The sequence below is a fragment of the Vibrio sp. Isolate34 genome (assembly GCF_022397915.1).
GTDB lineage: Bacteria > Pseudomonadota > Gammaproteobacteria > Enterobacterales > Vibrionaceae > Vibrio.
The window spans coordinates 181328-198485 of the sequence record NZ_JAKEUO010000006.1; the positions used below are offsets into that span (position 1 = coordinate 181328).

General features: G+C 46.0%; 13 protein-coding genes. 4 read left to right on the forward strand and 9 right to left on the reverse strand.

The features are described from left to right. The first annotated feature begins 69 nt into the window (after positions 1–69). From L1D22_RS09130 to L1D22_RS09140, 3 genes are all read left to right on the forward strand, one after another. Complete coding sequence (locus L1D22_RS09130) at positions 70–702, forward strand: DUF2760 domain-containing protein (protein WP_176681494.1); 633 nt, start codon at positions 70–72, stop codon at positions 700–702. Beyond that, the gene (locus L1D22_RS09135) at positions 702–2633 is read left to right on the forward strand and encodes an Hsp70 family protein (RefSeq protein ID WP_239829510.1); all 1932 of its coding nucleotides are present in this window, start codon (positions 702–704) and stop codon (positions 2631–2633) included. Before L1D22_RS09130 ends, L1D22_RS09135 begins: the two co-directional genes overlap by 1 nt. Positions 2634–2785: 152 nt before the next feature. Beyond that, positions 2786–5638, forward strand: a complete 2853-nt coding sequence (locus tag L1D22_RS09140) for an Hsp70 family protein (RefSeq protein WP_239829512.1) — start codon at positions 2786–2788, stop codon at positions 5636–5638. A 171-nt stretch (positions 5639–5809) separates the two neighbouring features. Here the strand turns inward: L1D22_RS09140 and L1D22_RS09145 are convergent, their stop codons facing one another. The 8 genes from L1D22_RS09145 to L1D22_RS09180 form a co-directional block, all read right to left on the reverse strand. Then, complete coding sequence (locus L1D22_RS09145; protein ID WP_161672636.1) at positions 5810–6025, reverse strand: hypothetical protein; 216 nt, start codon at positions 6023–6025, stop codon at positions 5810–5812. Between the two features lie 256 nt (positions 6026–6281). Further along, entirely contained in the window at positions 6282–6755 is a 474-nt protein-coding gene (locus L1D22_RS09150; RefSeq protein ID WP_239829513.1) for a DUF2947 domain-containing protein, read from the reverse strand. Positions 6756–6910: 155 nt separating this feature from the next. After that, positions 6911–7498, reverse strand: coding sequence for a ribosomal protein S5-alanine N-acetyltransferase (gene rimJ, locus L1D22_RS09155; protein ID WP_239829515.1), 588 nt, complete (start codon positions 7496–7498; stop codon positions 6911–6913). 18 nt (positions 7499–7516) lie between these two features. Beyond that, positions 7517–9061: a transcriptional regulator TyrR gene (gene tyrR / locus L1D22_RS09160; RefSeq protein ID WP_239829517.1), complete on the reverse strand. Its 1545-nt coding sequence runs from the start codon at positions 9059–9061 to the stop codon at positions 7517–7519. Positions 9062–9205: 144 nt separating this feature from the next. Further along, a complete protein-coding gene (locus L1D22_RS09165) occupies positions 9206–10258 on the reverse strand; it encodes a TIGR01620 family protein (protein WP_239829518.1) in 1053 nt (350 codons plus the stop codon). Between the two features lie 14 nt (positions 10259–10272). Next, positions 10273–11646, reverse strand: coding sequence for a YcjX family protein (locus tag L1D22_RS09170; RefSeq protein WP_239829520.1), 1374 nt, complete (start codon positions 11644–11646; stop codon positions 10273–10275). 207 nt (positions 11647–11853) lie between these two features. Continuing rightward, positions 11854–12039, reverse strand: a complete 186-nt coding sequence (locus L1D22_RS09175; RefSeq protein WP_010441392.1) for a hypothetical protein — start codon at positions 12037–12039, stop codon at positions 11854–11856. A gap of 164 nt (positions 12040–12203) precedes the next feature. Then, positions 12204–13721 (reverse strand): fumarate hydratase, encoded by a 1518-nt coding sequence (locus L1D22_RS09180; protein ID WP_176681501.1) that lies wholly within the window; start codon positions 13719–13721, stop codon positions 12204–12206. Positions 13722–13975: 254 nt separating this feature from the next. Here L1D22_RS09180 and pabB point away from each other — a divergent pair, with 254 nt between their 5' ends. Next, positions 13976–15349: an aminodeoxychorismate synthase component I gene (gene pabB, locus L1D22_RS09185; RefSeq protein ID WP_239829521.1), complete on the forward strand. Its 1374-nt coding sequence runs from the start codon at positions 13976–13978 to the stop codon at positions 15347–15349. 89 nt (positions 15350–15438) lie between these two features. Here the strand turns inward: pabB and L1D22_RS09190 are convergent, their stop codons facing one another. After that, positions 15439–17157: an ATP-binding protein gene (locus L1D22_RS09190; protein WP_239829523.1), complete on the reverse strand. Its 1719-nt coding sequence runs from the start codon at positions 17155–17157 to the stop codon at positions 15439–15441. Position 17158 lies beyond the last annotated feature (1 nt).

A 17158-nucleotide genomic window follows, 5' to 3' on the forward strand; every position in this document is an offset into this window, starting at 1 on the left:
CCTTTCCAACCTGTATATTCCTTTGAACCGACGAATATACCGTTAAATCAATTTTAAAGAGAAATCACTATGATCGTTGATTTGAACCTAATCCCACAAACGTTTGATATGCTTCACGCAGGCTTAACTGCATCAAGCGTTTTACTACTGCTTATTGCCGTTTCTCGTAAATCCAAAGTGGTTGAGAAAGTCGTAGAGAAACCAGTAGAGAAGATCGTTGAAGTTGAAAAGCCAGTTGAAAAAATTGTCGAAGTAGAGAAAGTTGTTGAAGTTGAAAAAGTGATCGAAAAAGTAGTCGAAGTTGAATCTAAGCTGGCTACAGCACCAACAGATTCTGCAATGCAACTTCTGTCTATCATGCAACAAGAAGCGCGCTTGATCGACTTCCTAAAAGAAGACCTAACGTCATTCTCTGACGAAGAAGTTGGCGCAGCGGCTCGTGTTATTCACACTGGCGGCCAAAAAGTATTAGCAGACTACGTAACGCTTTCTCACATCCGCAGTGAAGATGAAGAAACGCGCATCACGGTAGCTGAAGGTTTCAACCCGCAAGAAATCCGCCTAACAGGCAATGTAACGGGTAATGCACCATTCAACGGCACACTTGTTCACAAAGGTTGGAAAGCAACTGACATGAACCTTCCAAAACTTGCTGAGAACTATGATGCATCTGTGATTGCCCCAGCAGAGGTGGAGCTATAATGGAACACCAAAGTCATTCAGCTCAAGAGCATCAGGCACCTAAGTTCAGTGTTGGTATCGATTTGGGTACTACGCACTGCGTTTTGTCTTTCATCGATACAACCAATGAAGACGCTCGCGTTGAGGTAATGCCAATCCCTCAACTGACGGCTCCAGGTACAGTAGAAACTCGCAGCCAACTTGGTTCGTTCCTATACCAGCCGCACGAACATGAAATGAATGCGGGTTCTCGCGTTCTTCCTTGGTCTTCTGAGCCTAAAGCCCTAGTTGGTGCGATTGCGCGTAATCTTGGTGCTAAAACCCCTATCCGTTTGGTAGCAAGTGCAAAATCTTGGCTATGCCACGGTGGTGTAAACCGTCGTGATGCATTCCTTCCTGCAGGTAGCCCTGAGGAAGTAGAAAAGGTATCTCCGCTTAAGACTACTGAACTGTACCTTGAACACCTTAAAGATGCTTGGAACCAGGCGAACCCAGAACACAAACTGGCAGACCAAGATGTAACAATCACGGTTCCAGCTTCGTTTGATCCTGCTGCACGCGACCTAACAGCTGAAGCTGCACGTAATGTGGGTTTCACTCACTTAACGCTTCTTGAAGAGCCTCAAGCGGCACTTTACAGCTGGATTGATAACAGCGATGACAAATGGCGTGACGAAGTTGACGTTGGCGACATCGTTCTTGTTGTTGATATAGGTGGTGGTACTACCGACCTTTCGTTAGTTGAAGTAACGCAAGACGACGGCAACCTAAGCCTGAACCGTATCGCAGTAGGTGAACACATCCTGCTGGGCGGCGACAACATGGACTTAGCTCTTGCTTACCGCTTGAAGATGAAACTGGCGCAAGACGGCAAAGAGCTAGCACCATGGCAAGTTCAAGCGATGACTCACGCGTGTCGCGATGCTAAAGAAGCGCTTCTTAACGATGCAGAGCTTCAATCTGTGCCAATCGTAGTACCAAGCCGTGGTTCTAAACTGCTTGGCGCAACACTGAAAACAGAACTGACTCAGCAAGAAGTTCAACAAACATTGGTTGATGGCTTCTTCCCTAAAGTTGCTGTAACTGAGCACCCTGTACAAAAGACGCGTGGCGCACTGACTCAAATGGGTCTGCCTTACGCTCAAGATGCGGGTATCACTCGTCACATTGCTGCATTCCTTTCTAAGCAAGCAAACGCGCTTTCTGGAAATAGTGAAACGGCTCAACAAGATTTCAATCCGTTTGCAAACATGCCCGGTATGCCAGGTGCTGAAGCGCCAGCAGCAGACTTCATCAAGCCAACAGCAATCTTGTTTAACGGTGGTGTTCTAAAATCTAACCTACTTGCTGATCGTCTTTCAGACACCATCAACGAGTGGTTGATCAATGCTGATGCAGAATTTGCTAAACAGCTTTCAGGTTTAGACCTAGACCTAGCGGTTGCAAGTGGCGCTTCTTACTACGGCGCTGTACGTCGCGGTCAAGGCGTTCGTATCCGCGGTGGTATCGCTTCTTCTTACTACGTAGGAATCGAGAGCGCGATGCCAGCTATCCCAGGTATGGCTCCTCCAATGGAAGCACTGTGTGTTGCTCCATTTGGTATGGAAGAAGGTTCAAGCGTTCAAGTGCCTAGCCAAGAGTTCGGTCTAGTGATTGGTCAGCCTGTTCACTTCCAATTCTTCGGTTCAACGACACGCCGCGAAGACGAAGCGGGTACTCACCTTGATCACTGGGCACCAGAAGAGCTTGATGAGCTTCCTGAAATCCAAGTGACGCTGCCTGTTTCTGAAGGCCGTCGCGAAGGTGAAGTGGTTCCGGTTACTTTGGCTTCTCGCGTTACTGAGCTTGGTACTCTATACCTAGAAGCGATTGCCACTGATAATGGTCAGAAATGGCACGTTGAGTTCGACGTTCGTGAAGATTCGAACAACGACTCAAGCGAAGAAGCATAATGAATCAACGGCACCTTAGCGGGTGCCGTTACTTTATCAGTACCGTTCCCAACCTAGTCCTGCCTGTATCTCAGGAATGACGTTTACGAATAACAACAATAAGACCAAAGCATCAGCAAACTGGTCATCACTCTGGAAGAATAAGGTTTTGTATGGCAACTCCTCGTTTTTTAGTCGGCATTGACTTAGGCACAACCAACACTGTGGTTGCCTACTGTGAAATTAACGACGACCTACAACACGCCCCCGTTTCCCTTTTCGAAATCGATCAGCTTATCGGCCCTGGTGAAGTGGTTCGTAAGCCCCTACTCCCATCGTTTCGTTACCACCCAGCCCAAGGTCAAATCTGCCCTTCAGACCTGACTATGCCGTGGGAACCAAACCCAGTTGAAGGCGATATCAAGAATGTTATCGTCGGTGAATGGGCACGTGAACTAGGCGCTAAGGTAGAAGGCCGCCAAGTATCAAGTGCTAAGAGTTGGTTATCGCACCAAGCGGTGGATCGTAGCTCAGACATTCTCCCTTGGGCTGGCGCAGCGGATGTCGACAAAGTATCGCCGGTTGTCGCGAGTGCGAGCTACCTGAATCACATCCGCCAAGCGTGGAACTACCGTAATCCAAGCAACAAACTTGAAGACCAAGATGTTGTTGTAACGGTTCCTGCATCATTCGATGAGACAGCACGTAAACTGACACTTGAAGCCGCAGAACTTGCTGGCTTGGGTAAGATTCTATTACTCGAAGAGCCTCAAGCGGTTTGTTATGACTGGTATGCGCGTCACCAACAAACGGCCGCCGAAGAGCTTCAACAGATCCCGTTGATCTTAGTGTGTGATGTCGGCGGTGGTACTACCGACTTGAGCTTAATTGAAGCCAAGTTCGATGCAAATAACGATGCGGGTAACGCTGGTCATAACGAGCTAGCACTCGACCGTATCGGTGTTGGCGAACACTTAATGCTAGGTGGTGATAACCTAGATTTAGCCCTCGCTCACCTAGCCGAGCAGCGCTTCAATCAAAACAAGAAGCTGAATGCCTCTAGTCTAACTAAACTGATTCAGCAAACTCGCGCTGCAAAAGAGAGCCTGCTTTCTGCTAATGCGCCAGACGATGTCAAGATCACCATGCTGGGTAGTGGTTCGAAGCTACTAGGTGGAACAAAGAGTATTGGCTTAACCAAGCAAGAAGTTCATCAAATCGCTTTGGAAGGCTTCTTCCCTCTTTCTGAATTTACTGAAACGCCAGACAAACGTCGCAGCGCCGTGGTTGAATTCGGTCTACCTTACGTTGCCGATCCTGCGGTCAGCAAGCACGTTGCAGAGTTCCTAACGACACATCAGCAAGTGTCTAAAGCTGCGCTGGAACACTCTGACTCTATTGAGTTCGATGACACCAAGCCTGCTATCCCTCTCGGTGTGCTGCTTAACGGTGGTGTGTTCAACAGTGAACTGGTGACCGAGCGTATTACTCAACTACTGGGCAATTGGAATGGTTCTCCAATCACAGTATTAGATAACCCTCATCCAGATTGGTCAGTGGCGTTAGGTGCAGTTGCGTTTGGTAAAGCACGCCGTGGCGCACAACTTAAAATCGGTGGTGGTGCTGCTCGTTCTTACTTCTTACATCTGCAAGAAAAGAACAAGATGGGTAAGGCACTGTGTCTGCTTGCCAAAGGTACTGAAGAAGGTCAAGAAATCCGTTTGAACAGTCGTCGTTTCTCATTGACACTAGGCGAACCGGTTCGTTTTAATCTACTGACTTCAACACACGATCAAATCGCTCATGACACTGCAATCCAAAACGGTGTGATGGTGGATGTGGATGCCGATCTGTTCTCCCCTCTTCCACCTTACATTTCTACCTTGGAAGGTTCGGGTACTGTAGATCTTCAAGCCAACCAAAAAGAGCGAGTGGAAGTGCTACTCGCTTGTCAGTTGACTGAAGTCGGCACACTGAAAATGGAGTGCGTGAGCACCGAAGATGACTCGAAACGTTGGTTGTTAGAATTTGAAGTAAGGAACAAGCAGGGCGATGAATCCGATAACTCTAAACTTCATCCAAGATTGGATGAGTGTAAAGAGCTAATTTCTCGCCTGTACAGTGGCAATAAGAAGAGTGCTGAATCGAAAGAGATCAAGACTCTGTCTAAAGATCTTGAGAAACGACTCGGTAAACGCGACGAGTGGGACTTCACGACCCTTCGTCACCTATTCGATAGCTTCTCATTAGGTCGCAAACGTCGTCGCCGCTCAGAAGCACACGAGAAGAACTGGCTGCGTTTAGCGGGTTACTCGCTGCGTCCTGGCTTTGGTGATCCAACGGACTCATGGCGTATCGAGCAAATTTGGGGCCTTTACCAACAAAACATCCAGTTTAAGAACCACCAAGGTTGGACTGACTGGTGGGTGTTCTGGCGTCGTGTTGCAGGTGGTTTAAACCAAGAGCAGCAAGAGACTATCTTGGCCGACATTGCTAAGTACCTTCACCCGGGCGCAATGAAGAACCCTAAAACGGCCAAAGATGCGCAAGACAATGGTTATGAAGCCATGGTGCGATTAGCCGCATCGCTTGAGCAACTGGAAGTGGAAGACAAGGTATTGCTAGCGACATGGTTCCTAAGCAAAGCGATTAACCATAATCAATTTGAGCAAGCGCACTGGTGGGCTCTAGGTCGATTGGCTTCAAGAACGCCTTTGTATGGCAGCCAACACAGCGTCATTCCTCGCGAGCAAGCGGAGCAATGGTTACCTAAGCTGCTTGAGCAGAACTGGCAGAAAGAGCAAATGATTGCCTTCGCTGCTGTGATGATTTGTCGTAAGACCGGCGACCGACAGTTTGATATCTCTGACGATTACCGTAATCAAGTGATTGAGAAACTGAAGCAAAGCAAGGTGCCAGAGTCTTGGTTAACACTTGTCAGTGAAGTGACTGAGCTTTCTGAGAGTGAATCTAAGCGTGTGTTTGGTGATGCATTACCAAGCGGCTTAAGCCTAATCAATAACTAGGTTTAAAAACGATTAGCTTTCGTTGCTAATGGTAAAGAAGCTAACAAGAAAAGAAAAAGCCACTTTCGATTCGTTGAAAGTGGCTTTTTTATTGGTGGCTTAAGGCTGGTATGTGTCGTTGATAATCAGCTTTCGGGTTAAGAGCCTCAGCCGTGTTGCAGTTAATCATTGTTAATGTTTCGTTCCAGTTGGGTTGATAGGAAAATCCGTGTTTTCATAAATGTCGGACAGTTTTTTCGGTTTCTTCTCTTTGACTCCTTTCTGAGATTGGTTATGAGTTTCGCTTAAAAGCCATTCCTCATGCATTTTTGCTGAATCCAAAAACTCTGGATCCTCCATTGCTTCCTTGCGAAGTTTATTTACACGTTCGAGAGTATCCCAAATCATAATACTTCACCTCCACTAAGGCAGTACTATAAAGATAGCCCAACGGAATAAAACTTCAACTAAGCCAATGAGATAGCGATCTCAATTTCGTAAATTTCCGGCTTTAAACGAGTAGGATTTCGATTCAATTTTCAGTTTCAAACAGTGGGTGTTTCGCAACGATCTTCAAAGATCCACAGGCACAAAAAAAGCGAGCTCGATGCTCGCTTTTTATCTGTTGTTTATACAACGTAGACTTAATCAAATCATGCTGTCATTAAGCGCGGTTACCGATTTTCACAGTACCGTTTGTCGCAAACCACAGTGCTTCTGAACGACGGCGACCTAGTAAAATCGGGCCATCATCGTAGAACAAAAAGTTCTTCCAATGCTTCTTGAAAATCGCCCACTTGGTCTCAAGTACATTGTATTTTTCATAGCAAAAATAAACAGTTACGTCATCTTGCCAATCAATGAAGTTGAGAATCTCTTCTGGCATTTCAGGCTCATCCGCTTCCCAGTGTGCCATCCAGCTGATCTCTTCATTCCAGTTCGATGCTTTGCTCGGCCAGTCTTGCGAGCTTAGTCGTTCTGCGTCTGGGCTTTGAGGGCTTACGTTCTCTTTCCAGAACTGAGATGCTCTTGCCTGTGTCATTGGCTTAATCTTTTCCAAGTCCTCAATGGGTAGTGGCATCGACTGGTGAGTGAAAATCCATTTTCTTTGGTATTCGTCCAAAGTTGTGTATGACATCAAAATTCCTCAAATTTCTTCTCAGGCTTATGGATTACCATGCCTATATGTTCTTTTTGATGCAGCGGCGATTAGAGATCGCTTGATATTCGCTGCCTTTAAATTCGTTGTTAGCTTGTTTACTTAAATACGCTCGGTGCTAAATACAACTGCGTCTAAGCCTTGCGTCTGTCTTCCCAGTTAGGGTTAACTAACGCGGTTAGTATATGGTCTTCCCATTTACCGTTAATCTGTAGGTAGTCTTTAGCAAAACCTTCACGAACAAATCCAAGATGTTCCAACACACCAGCACTTCGCGCATTGTGAGGCATATAGCCCGCCATTAAGCGATGCATGTTCTGCACGTCAAACATGTAGTCCTTCGCCATGCTCAAGCCTCTGCGCATGTAACCGTGGCCCTGAGCGCGCTCTGCAAGTGAATAACCAACGTTGCACGCGTAGAACGGGAAACGGGACAAATTACTGAACGAGATTGTCCCTAACATTTCGTTAGAGTCCGCATTAATCAATAAACAGTAGTAGCCAAGCCCCATTTTATGAAGCTCGTTTAGCTTAATTAGGCGCTGTGCCCAACCCGTTCTATCAAAAAACGCATCTTCGCGAATAGGTTCCCAAGGCTTAAGGTACTCTCGGTTAGTTTGAAAGTACTCGCTGATCATGTTCGCATCGTCTATCTCAGCGGTGCGAAGAATCAGGTTGCCATCGCGCTTATAAATGCGTTCTGGTGTGCTCAAATCTTCCATAATCTTGTTCTTATTCGATCAGTTCTTTCTGATACCGTAATCGCGCAGTTTATTGGCAATTGAGGTGTGAGAAACGTTCAAGCGTTTTGCTAGCTTACGACTTGATGGGAACGACTGATAAAGCTTCTCTAGAATCTGAGATTCATAGTCTTTCATGATCTCATCCAGAGACCCATCTAAGCTTAGATTCGCCATTCCTGCCGTAATGGTTTCTAACTGAGGCAAGTGGAATTGCTCAACGGTTAAGGTATCTGAATCCAACTCTGTTAGGGCGCGTAGAACCATGTTGTCTAGCTGACGAATGTTACCAGGCCATTGATAGTTGCCTAACTGGTCGATCAACTCTTGAGTAAGCTTTGGTTTTAACATGCCTAGCTGCTGCGCGTATTTCGCAACGAACAGCTCCAACAATGGTGCGACGTCGTTAGAACGTTCGCGTAGAGCTGGAATAGACAGAGTCAGTACATTCAAGCGATAGAACAAGTCTTCACGGAATGAACCAGAATCAGCAAGTTCAGAAAGACGGTGACGCGTTGACGCGATAATACGAACATCAGCGTGCATCTCTTCTTCTTCACCGACACGGCGGAATGAACCGTCCTGTAGGAAACGAAGCAGTTTGATTTGTAGATGCGGGCTCATTTCGCCAATCTCATCTAAAAATACCGTGCCGCCGTTCGCTTGTTCGAAAATACCTTTATGACCTTGTTCATGGTTGAATGAACCCGGAGCATGACCAAACAATTCGGTTTCTGCTACATCATCAGGCATCGATGCACAGCTTAGAATCAAGAATGGGAAAGACGAGCGGTTTGAGCGGTTGTGACACGCTTTCGCCAACATCTCTTTACCCGTACCGGTATCGCCTTCAATTAATAGCGGCTGATCCAGCATAGCCAATTTCTTAGCTTGGCTGATCAAGGCTTTATGGCGATTAGAGACACCAACAAAGTGTTCAAAACCTAGGTTGTTCTGTTCTGGGATAGCATCTGGCGTGTTCATCTCTTGGTTACAAGAACGAATCGTCATTACGGCACTGGCTAGCACGGCTTCGTTAACGTCGCCACCAAGATAAATAGGCAGAATCTCAATCGAGAAATCTAAACCATCCAACACCACAACTTCACGATGACGAGTCACATCGCCTTCAATCCAACGAGCAAAGTTAAAACTAGGCACGAATGTCGATAGCGGTTCACCGATCACTTCATCTTCTTGCTTGTTGAATAGGTTTAATGCAGCGTGGTTCGCCATGTCGACTGAGCCTTTAAGGTCAATCGCAATCACGGGATCAGGTAGGTTAGCCAGCAGAGCAATCAGCTCTGTGTTATGCCTTTCGCTTGGCATAAATTGAATTTTACGTACATCCTTCACACCTGAAATTCGGCGAATTTCAGCCATAAGTTCACTAAAAGCATCAAAATCGATATCAGGGCAGTTTAGGTAAATAATGCCTTTAACATCAATTTCGATTCCTCTTAAATCAATGCTTTTTGAGGCCAAGATATCGAGCAACTCACGCGTTAAGCCGAGTCTGTCTTCACACAATACTTCAAGACGCACAAATAGTCCTATTATAGGTGTCAGGATAAGTTGACAGTAGTGTGAATTAAGGTCTGAGTTCAGTCAAGAAGAAGAGTAAACATATGTTTACTCTTCGCTCGCAAACCACTCAATGTCATACATTTTGTTTCAAAGTGGTATGTGCTATTTCAGCGTGATTCGTTTTATTTCAGAAAGGACGGCTTTTCGCATATCGGCCAGTTTTACTTTGCGCTCGTTATGCCAAGGCATTGGGCGAAGTAGTGTCATGGCTTTTAAACCCAGTCGTGCAGTCAGAATACCAACCCCTAGCCCCTGCCCTGCTCGTGCTGAGACTTTACCTGCAAGATCCATCGAAACTAAGTCCATACTCGCATCAATAGCCAGTTCACTCGCGCCCGCTGCCGCCATGTTGATTAACACCAACTTGAACAACTTAATGCGCGACCAGTAACCAAGCTCAATGCCGTACACATCAGCGAGCTTGTCTATCATGGTGAAGTTACGCCACGCGACCAGCAACATGTCTGCCGCTGCTAATGGGCTCACCGCAACCAAGGCCGCCGATTCGGTCGAGAACTTAGTGACGATTTGAGTTGCTACTTTATCTTGCTGGCTCACGACGAGTGCATCGTACATATCCAAGACTTCAGCATCGCTGTGTGCAGGGTTAATGCTGTTTCGCCATTTATCGTAAGCTGGAGACTCAGCAATAATACCGCCCTGTTTGGCGATGTTTTCACAGAATGCTTTGCCTTTACCGACACTTTGGCTTTGCAGTAGCTCTTCACTCTGCTCTTGCACACTGAAGTGATCTTTCAGCGAGCGCAGTTTCCACAGCTCTTTGCCTATTGCGCCTAAACCTAACGAAGCAATAGCAGCAATAAAGCCTGCCCAGCCTAGAGCGAGCCAGTCGGCTGACTGAATAGCGGTGATGACAGAATCAATCGCTTGCCAGCCGACTAAGCCAGAAAACGCAACCAGTAAGCCAGAGCCCAACCACTTTCTCTTTTTGCTCGGTCGAATCACTTGTTCCAGTTGTTGCTCAGCTTCACCATCAAGATCGTCTTCCACTTGCGGTGCGACAGGGACAAATTTTTCTTGCTCTGTGAACAGTTGTTGAGCACCTAAATCAGGACTAACTTCGCTCTTATCTTGCTCATCAAAAGAGGTCTTCAACGGTTCATTAAAGACCTGCTTTGTTTTTAACTCACTCATTTTGATTGCCTCAATTACTTCAACTTATCGCCAATGAGATACTCTAAAACCTTATCAATTCTTAGGTGTTGGCAAGGTTCATCAGAATGTTGCTCCATTGGCCTAAAGCTCGTGAAGTCAAACTGTTTGGTTTCCCAATACTGCTTGTTAGGCAGTTTGCGTGGCACCTCACCCGGATACATGGTTTGGGGAACGTTATCCAAAGTAACACCTTGCAGCGCAGGTACATTGTCCGAACCCGACGAGATATAACCTGCACTGGTCGCTTGAATAGACGCGATGCTCATGCAACTCATATCGATATGTTCAAATGCTGCCTGTTGCCACGCAGGGTGTACCATCTGTTGTAACAGTGACACCAAGTTTGGATGCTGATCTGGTGTTACATGATCGGCTTTGGTCGCTGCGAACAAGATCTTGTCTATCTTTGGTGCAAACAAGCGTCTTAAGATATTGCTTCGACCGTACTTAAAGCTCTTCAATAGCTGGTCAAGTGCGCCACGCATATCCATGAAAGAGTCATAACCTGCATTGAGTGGCTGCAAACAGTCCACCAGCACGATTTGTCTATCGAACGTCGCAAAGTGATTCTTATAGAACGCCTTAACGACCTTCTGTTGGTACTCTTCATAACGCGCTTTTAGCACAGCATAGTTACTTGTTTTTGAGAACTTACCTTCTGGTGCAGCACACGGGAAAAACTGCAACACAGGCGCTCCTTCAAGCTCACCCGGCAATACGAATCGACCCGGCTGTACCCAATGCAGTCCGTTACTTTTACAAGTATGAAGGTACTGAGTGTAGCTATCGGCAATCGCGACCAGTTTCTTTTCGTCGGCTTCGGCTAACAAGTCGATGTCACCGCGCAGGGTATTCCACTCTTGCGAATAGGTTTCTCTGTCGCCTTTCAATGCTGCGAACTGGGACTGACTCCAAGTATCGAAATCCATATCCAGTAGTGGCAAATCGAGTAACCATTCGCCCGGATAATCAACGATGTCGAGATAAAGCGTGCTGTTTTTACTCAGCAGTTTCTTAGCACCTTTAGCCGGCTTATATTTGATCGCTAATCGAATTTCACTGACATCACGCGTCGGCACTGGCCATTCTGGTGGTTGAGAAGTGAGTGACTCCATCGCTTCATCGTACGAGAAACGGGGAATCATCATGTTGTGCTGCGGGATACGCTTTGCGCCAATAATCCTTCCATCTCTCGCCGATGAAAGAAGCGGTAGATTTTTGTGAGTAGAGGTGTGGAGAAGCTGGTTAACCAACGAGGTAATGAAGGCTGTTTTACCCGCACGAGACAGGCCCGTAACCGCTACTCTAATGTGAGAATCCGTTCCTCTGCTTATAAAGTCACTCATTTCTTGAGTTAGGTGTTTCATTTGAACGACTCCGTGATAAATAGGCTAGCTGATTATGATAATAGAGAGGCAAGCCTATGTTCTTTCCCTGTTGGGATAGTTTGTATGCTTTCGCTTTTCTTTTGCTTATGTTGGTGAGTATGCAATACCCATTCTTAATGCTAGATGAATAAAAGCCCCTGACTACATTCATAATCAGGGGCTTTGAATTTTTTCGTTGATGTCGGACTAATCGTCTTCTATCAGCTTGTAGATAACAAACAGTGTTATCTCAGAAATCAACCACAATACACATGTAATAGTTACGTATTTTTCGTTAAAGATGCTGATTCCGTGCAAGATCAAATCGTAACCAATGAAACTACCAATCACCACTGCCAAGATAATCTGTAGGATCTGAATAAAACGAGGCATTCCTCTCTCCTATGTTCTTATATCAAACGATGTGTTTATCACTATATCATTGATAATAAGACAAAAGTGCAGATAATGCTGCACTTTTGTCTTTAACTTTCTGTCAAAATTTGCAATTCAAACAGTGAAGCCAACATCAATTACGATTTTTTGGCTTAGTTTAATTAAGCTTTTTCAGCTTCAGCAATTTTCACTTTCCACGTGTCAGGGCCGATCTGGTGTGCGTTAGCACCCGTTGAATCAACCGCAACCGTTACTGGCATATCTTCAACTTCAAACTCGTAAATCGCTTCCATACCAAGATCTTCAAACGCTACCACACGTGCTTTCTTGATTGCTTTCGCGACTAGGTAAGCAGCGCCACCTACAGCCATCAAGTAAACCGCTTTATGCTCTTTGATTGATTCAACCGTAGCAGGACCACGCTCGGCTTTACCGATCATGCCCATGATGCCTGTTTCGTTTAGCATCATGTCTGTGAACTTATCCATACGTGTTGACGTTGTTGGACCCGCAGGACCTACCGCTTCATCGCCAACTGCATCAACAGGGCCAACGTAATATATGAACTTGCCTTTGAAATCAACGCCAGCTGGAAGGCCTTCGCCGCTTTCTAGCATGCCTTGGATACGTTTATGTGCTGCGTCACGACCGGTTAAGATCTTACCTGAAAGTAGAACAGTCTCACCTGTCTTCCACTCTTGTACGTCTTCTTTGGTTACTTCATCAAGGTTAACACGGCGTGTGTTTGCGCCCGCTTCCCAAGTGATGTCTGGCCACTCTTCTAGCTTAGGTGGCGTTAGCTCTGCTGGGCCGCTGCCATCTAGTGTGAAGTGAACGTGACGAGTCGCTGCACAGTTCGGAATTAGACAAACTGGCTTAGATGCTGCGTGTGTTGGTGCTGTTTTGATTTTTACATCTACCACAGTCGTTAGGCCGCCAAGACCTTGTGCACCAATACCCAGTTTGTTTACACGGTTGAAGATGTCTAAACGAAGCTCTTCTTCTGCGTTCTCAGGACCTTTCTCGATAAGCTCTTGGATATCGATGTGTTCCATTAAAGATTCTTTCGCAAGTACCGCTGCTTTTTCAGCTGTACCGCCGATGCCTATGCCTAGCATACCCGGTGGACACCAGCCCGCCCCCATGGTTGGTAGCGTCTTCTCTACCCACTCTGCAATATCGTCAGAAGGGTTCAGCATAACCATCTTAGTTTTGTTCTCAGAACCGCCGCCTTTCGCTGCGATTTGGATTTCAACTTTGTTGCCCGGAACCATATTAATGTGAACAACCGCTGGCGTGTTGTCTTTAGTATTAATTCGCTTACCTGCAGGGTCCATTAGGACAGATGCACGCAATGGGTTATCTGGGTTGTTGTAAGCTTGACGAACACCTTCATCAACCATCTGTTGTACTGTTTGATCCGTTTCCCACCTAACATCCATACCGATGTTCACGAAACAAGTAACAATACCCGTATCCTGACAAATTGGACGATGACCTTCCGCAGACATACGCGAGTTAATAAGAATCTGAGCGATAGCATCTTTTGCTGCTTGGCTTTCTTCTTTCTCGTACGCTTTTTCTAGGGCTTGGACAAAGTCTAAAGGGTGATAATAAGAAATGTACTGAAGTGCGTCAGCGACACTGCTGATCACATCTTGCTTACGAATAACCGTCATTGCATGCCTCTTTATTGTTCTGGTTCCATGTGGGATCTTGGTTTAACTGTTTTTGTCTAACCGAATTAGTTGGCTTAGCTTTTTATTATGTTGAGCTGTATTTAGTTGCTGTAGCAATCGCTTGCATAGCTTTAAACTAAACCATGTGGTTTGCACCGTTCTAATCAAGAACCCATTTTATTTTCAATTTATGATACTCTTGCTTCCTCTCACACGCCATGCAGTGATCGAACTCTTTGTCACAAATTAAACAAATGAATAACAACGAATTTCGCTCTATCCAAATCAAGCCGCTTGAATATCAATCAACTTTAGCTAAACAGCTGTTTTCTCATATTGAAAGCCTGCCGTGGGCAATGCTATTACGCTCTGCCTCAGAAAGCCATGTTGATAGTCGATACGACATTTTAGTTGCTCAACCCATCGCCACCTTTGAAACGATCGGTGCAAAAACCACCGTTAATGTTAATGAGACGTGCGAGGTTTCAGAGTCTGATCCTTTCGAACTACTCGACCAATATCAGCAGCAATTATTACCTGCAACCAAAGACCATCCTGAATTGCCATTCGTTGGCGGCGCATTGGGCTATTTTAGCTACGATTTAGGCCGTAGAGTGGAAACGCTTCCGTCTCTGGCAAAGCGTGATATTGAAGCGCCCGACATGGCGGTTGGTTTGTATGAATGGGCAATCGTGGTTGATCACAAGCTTAAAACAGCGTGTGTGGTTGGACAGAATATCGAGGCTCACTGGAATTGGTTATCTGAGCAGCAAGAAAAGCCTCACGCAGCAGAATTTAGCCTAACGACACCGTGGCAATCGAACATGAGCGAACAGAGCTATGCGGACAAGTTCGATAGCGTTCAAGAATACCTGCTTTCTGGTGACTGTTATCAGATCAACTTGGCTCAGCGCTTCAATGCCAAATACCAAGGCAGCGAATGGCTTGCCTATGAAAAGCTAGAACAGTATAACTCGGCGCCATTTTCTGGTTTTATCCGTTTAGCCAACAGTGCCATCATCAGTGTCTCACCCGAGCGTTTCTTAGAACTTAAAGACAACGTGATTGAGACTAAGCCGATTAAAGGCACACGCCCTCGTTCTGACGACCACGTAATTGATGATGCGAACGCACAAGACTTAGCCAGTGCCGATAAAGATCAGGCTGAAAACCTGATGATTGTCGACCTACTTCGTAACGACATAGGCCGAGTGGCAAAACCGGGCACCGTTCACGTTCCTAAACTGTTCGATATTGAAAGCTTCCCCGCAGTACACCACCTAGTGAGCACAATACGAGCTGACCTGGACTATCAGTACTCAGCAACGGATCTGTTGAGAGCTTGTTTCCCGGGCGGTTCGATTACTGGCGCACCGAAAGTTCGTGCCATGCAGATCATTGAAGAATTAGAACCTCATCGTCGCTCTGCTTATTGCGGCAGTATCGGTTACATCAGTCGACACGGCAGAATGGATACCAGCATCACCATTCGTACCTTAGTAGCAGAGAACAACACGCTTTATGCTTGGGCTGGCGGTGGTGTGGTGTTTGATAGTGATTGCGCTTCTGAATACCAAGAGACGCTAGACAAGCTAAGCCGTATCCTACCTGTGCTTGAGGAGTGCTAAGTTAAGTAAACGCTAAAAGCATAAGAAAGCCGAAGTCATCTAAGTGATCACTTCGGCTTTTTAGTCTCTCACATAATATATGGATACCGTCAGGCGGCATTGGACGGTGTCATGCCCCACTTTTTAAGCATCTCTTTTAGGTCATTGGCGGTGTATGGCTTACTCAAAATGTCATCCATCCCACACTTGATGCAACGCTCTCGCTCTTCTAAAGTGGTTCCGGCAGTCAGTGCCACAATCGATTTGGCGTAACCTTTCTCTCTGAGCTTTTCTGTCGCCTCAAAGCCGTCCATGACGGGCATTCTGCAATCCATAAATACGATGTCATATTCATTGTCTGATGCGAGTTCTAACCCCTCTATACCATTGCTGGCTATCGCGGGTTCTATTTCATGTTTGCGCAGCATCTGTTGGATGATGATCTGATTCATCTTAATATCATCGACCACCAGCACTTTAAGTAGAGACAGCTCTACCTCAGATTCAAAGCCTTTCGATACTTGGTCACTCTCTGTTGGTATATCGACCACTTGTAGCGGAATCGAGATAGTAAAGGTGGTGCCAGAACCTACAACACTGGTCACCCCAATATCACCATTCATCAGAGCGACTAACTTTCGACAGATAGCCAAACCCAACCCAGTACCTTCATAGTTTCGGCTACTTGAGTTATCCGCCTGTGTAAAAGGTTCGAAGAGTGTTTTATGGGCAGACTCGGCAATCCCAACCCCTGTATCTTCTACCGAGAAAACGAAATTCTTGTTGTCCCACTCAATATCAACATTCACATGTCCTTCTTCCGTAAATTTAATCGCATTACCAATCAAGTTTACAAACAGTTGAGTGATACGTTCTAAATCTCCCCAGAAATGGGAAGGCACGTTCGGTGCGACAGTAATATTGAATTCAAGCTGCTTTTCTGTTGCTCGATTGACGAAGACACTTTCAATCGTGTTCCTTAGAGCATGCAGCGAAAACTTCTTCGGAATCAGCTCCAACATCCCAGCATTAATTTTACTGTAATCGAGTAGATCATTAATGATGGTTCTTAGAAATTCGCCAGACTGGCTTAGGTTATTCACTATCTCACGCTGAGAGCTGTTCAGTTCGGTGTCGCTGATCAATTCGGCACTGCCTAATAAACCATTAAGCGGTGTTCTCAATTCGTGGTTAATCATGGCTACGAAATCACGCGTCGCCCTTTCAGACTCTTCCGCCCGTTTACGTGATTCAATATTTCGGTTGATTGCCAGCTGGTGGGTTAAAGCACTGCAAATAAGGTCGGTCACCAATAACAGTTGGCTTTGAATAAATTCGTAATCTTGGTCGAGCAACCGAACCTGGACGATTAATACGCCGACAATTACGTTCTCAACTTCTAGCGGCACACTGAGTAGGTTGCCTTGCCAATGAGGCTCTTGAATGTCTTGTGTTGGTGCCTCGACGGTTCCATCACCATAGTCGTTAGTTTGCAACTGGGGCAGTAGCTTAGGAGGCAAGATCAAACGACTGGCTTCAATTAAGTAACTGTTGGTCACGTTCGTTGTAAGCTCGGAAAGCATCACATCGTTAAGGTCGTTTCTGAGAAAGGCGCGCCCGAAGTCGATCAACAAGTTGTCGATCTGTTCCTGAAACTCAATACGACGTATGTTCGCATTCGAACGCTTCTCTAGCTGGCGCAGTGCAAGCTCAAGCTGCTGGTTAGCCTCAAAGAGCTCCAGGCTTTTTTGTTCCAACAGCTTTTCAGCTTCTTTTCTAGCACCCACTTGCCGCTTCAATTTCTTTTCTAGAGCGGTTAGTAAACTCATA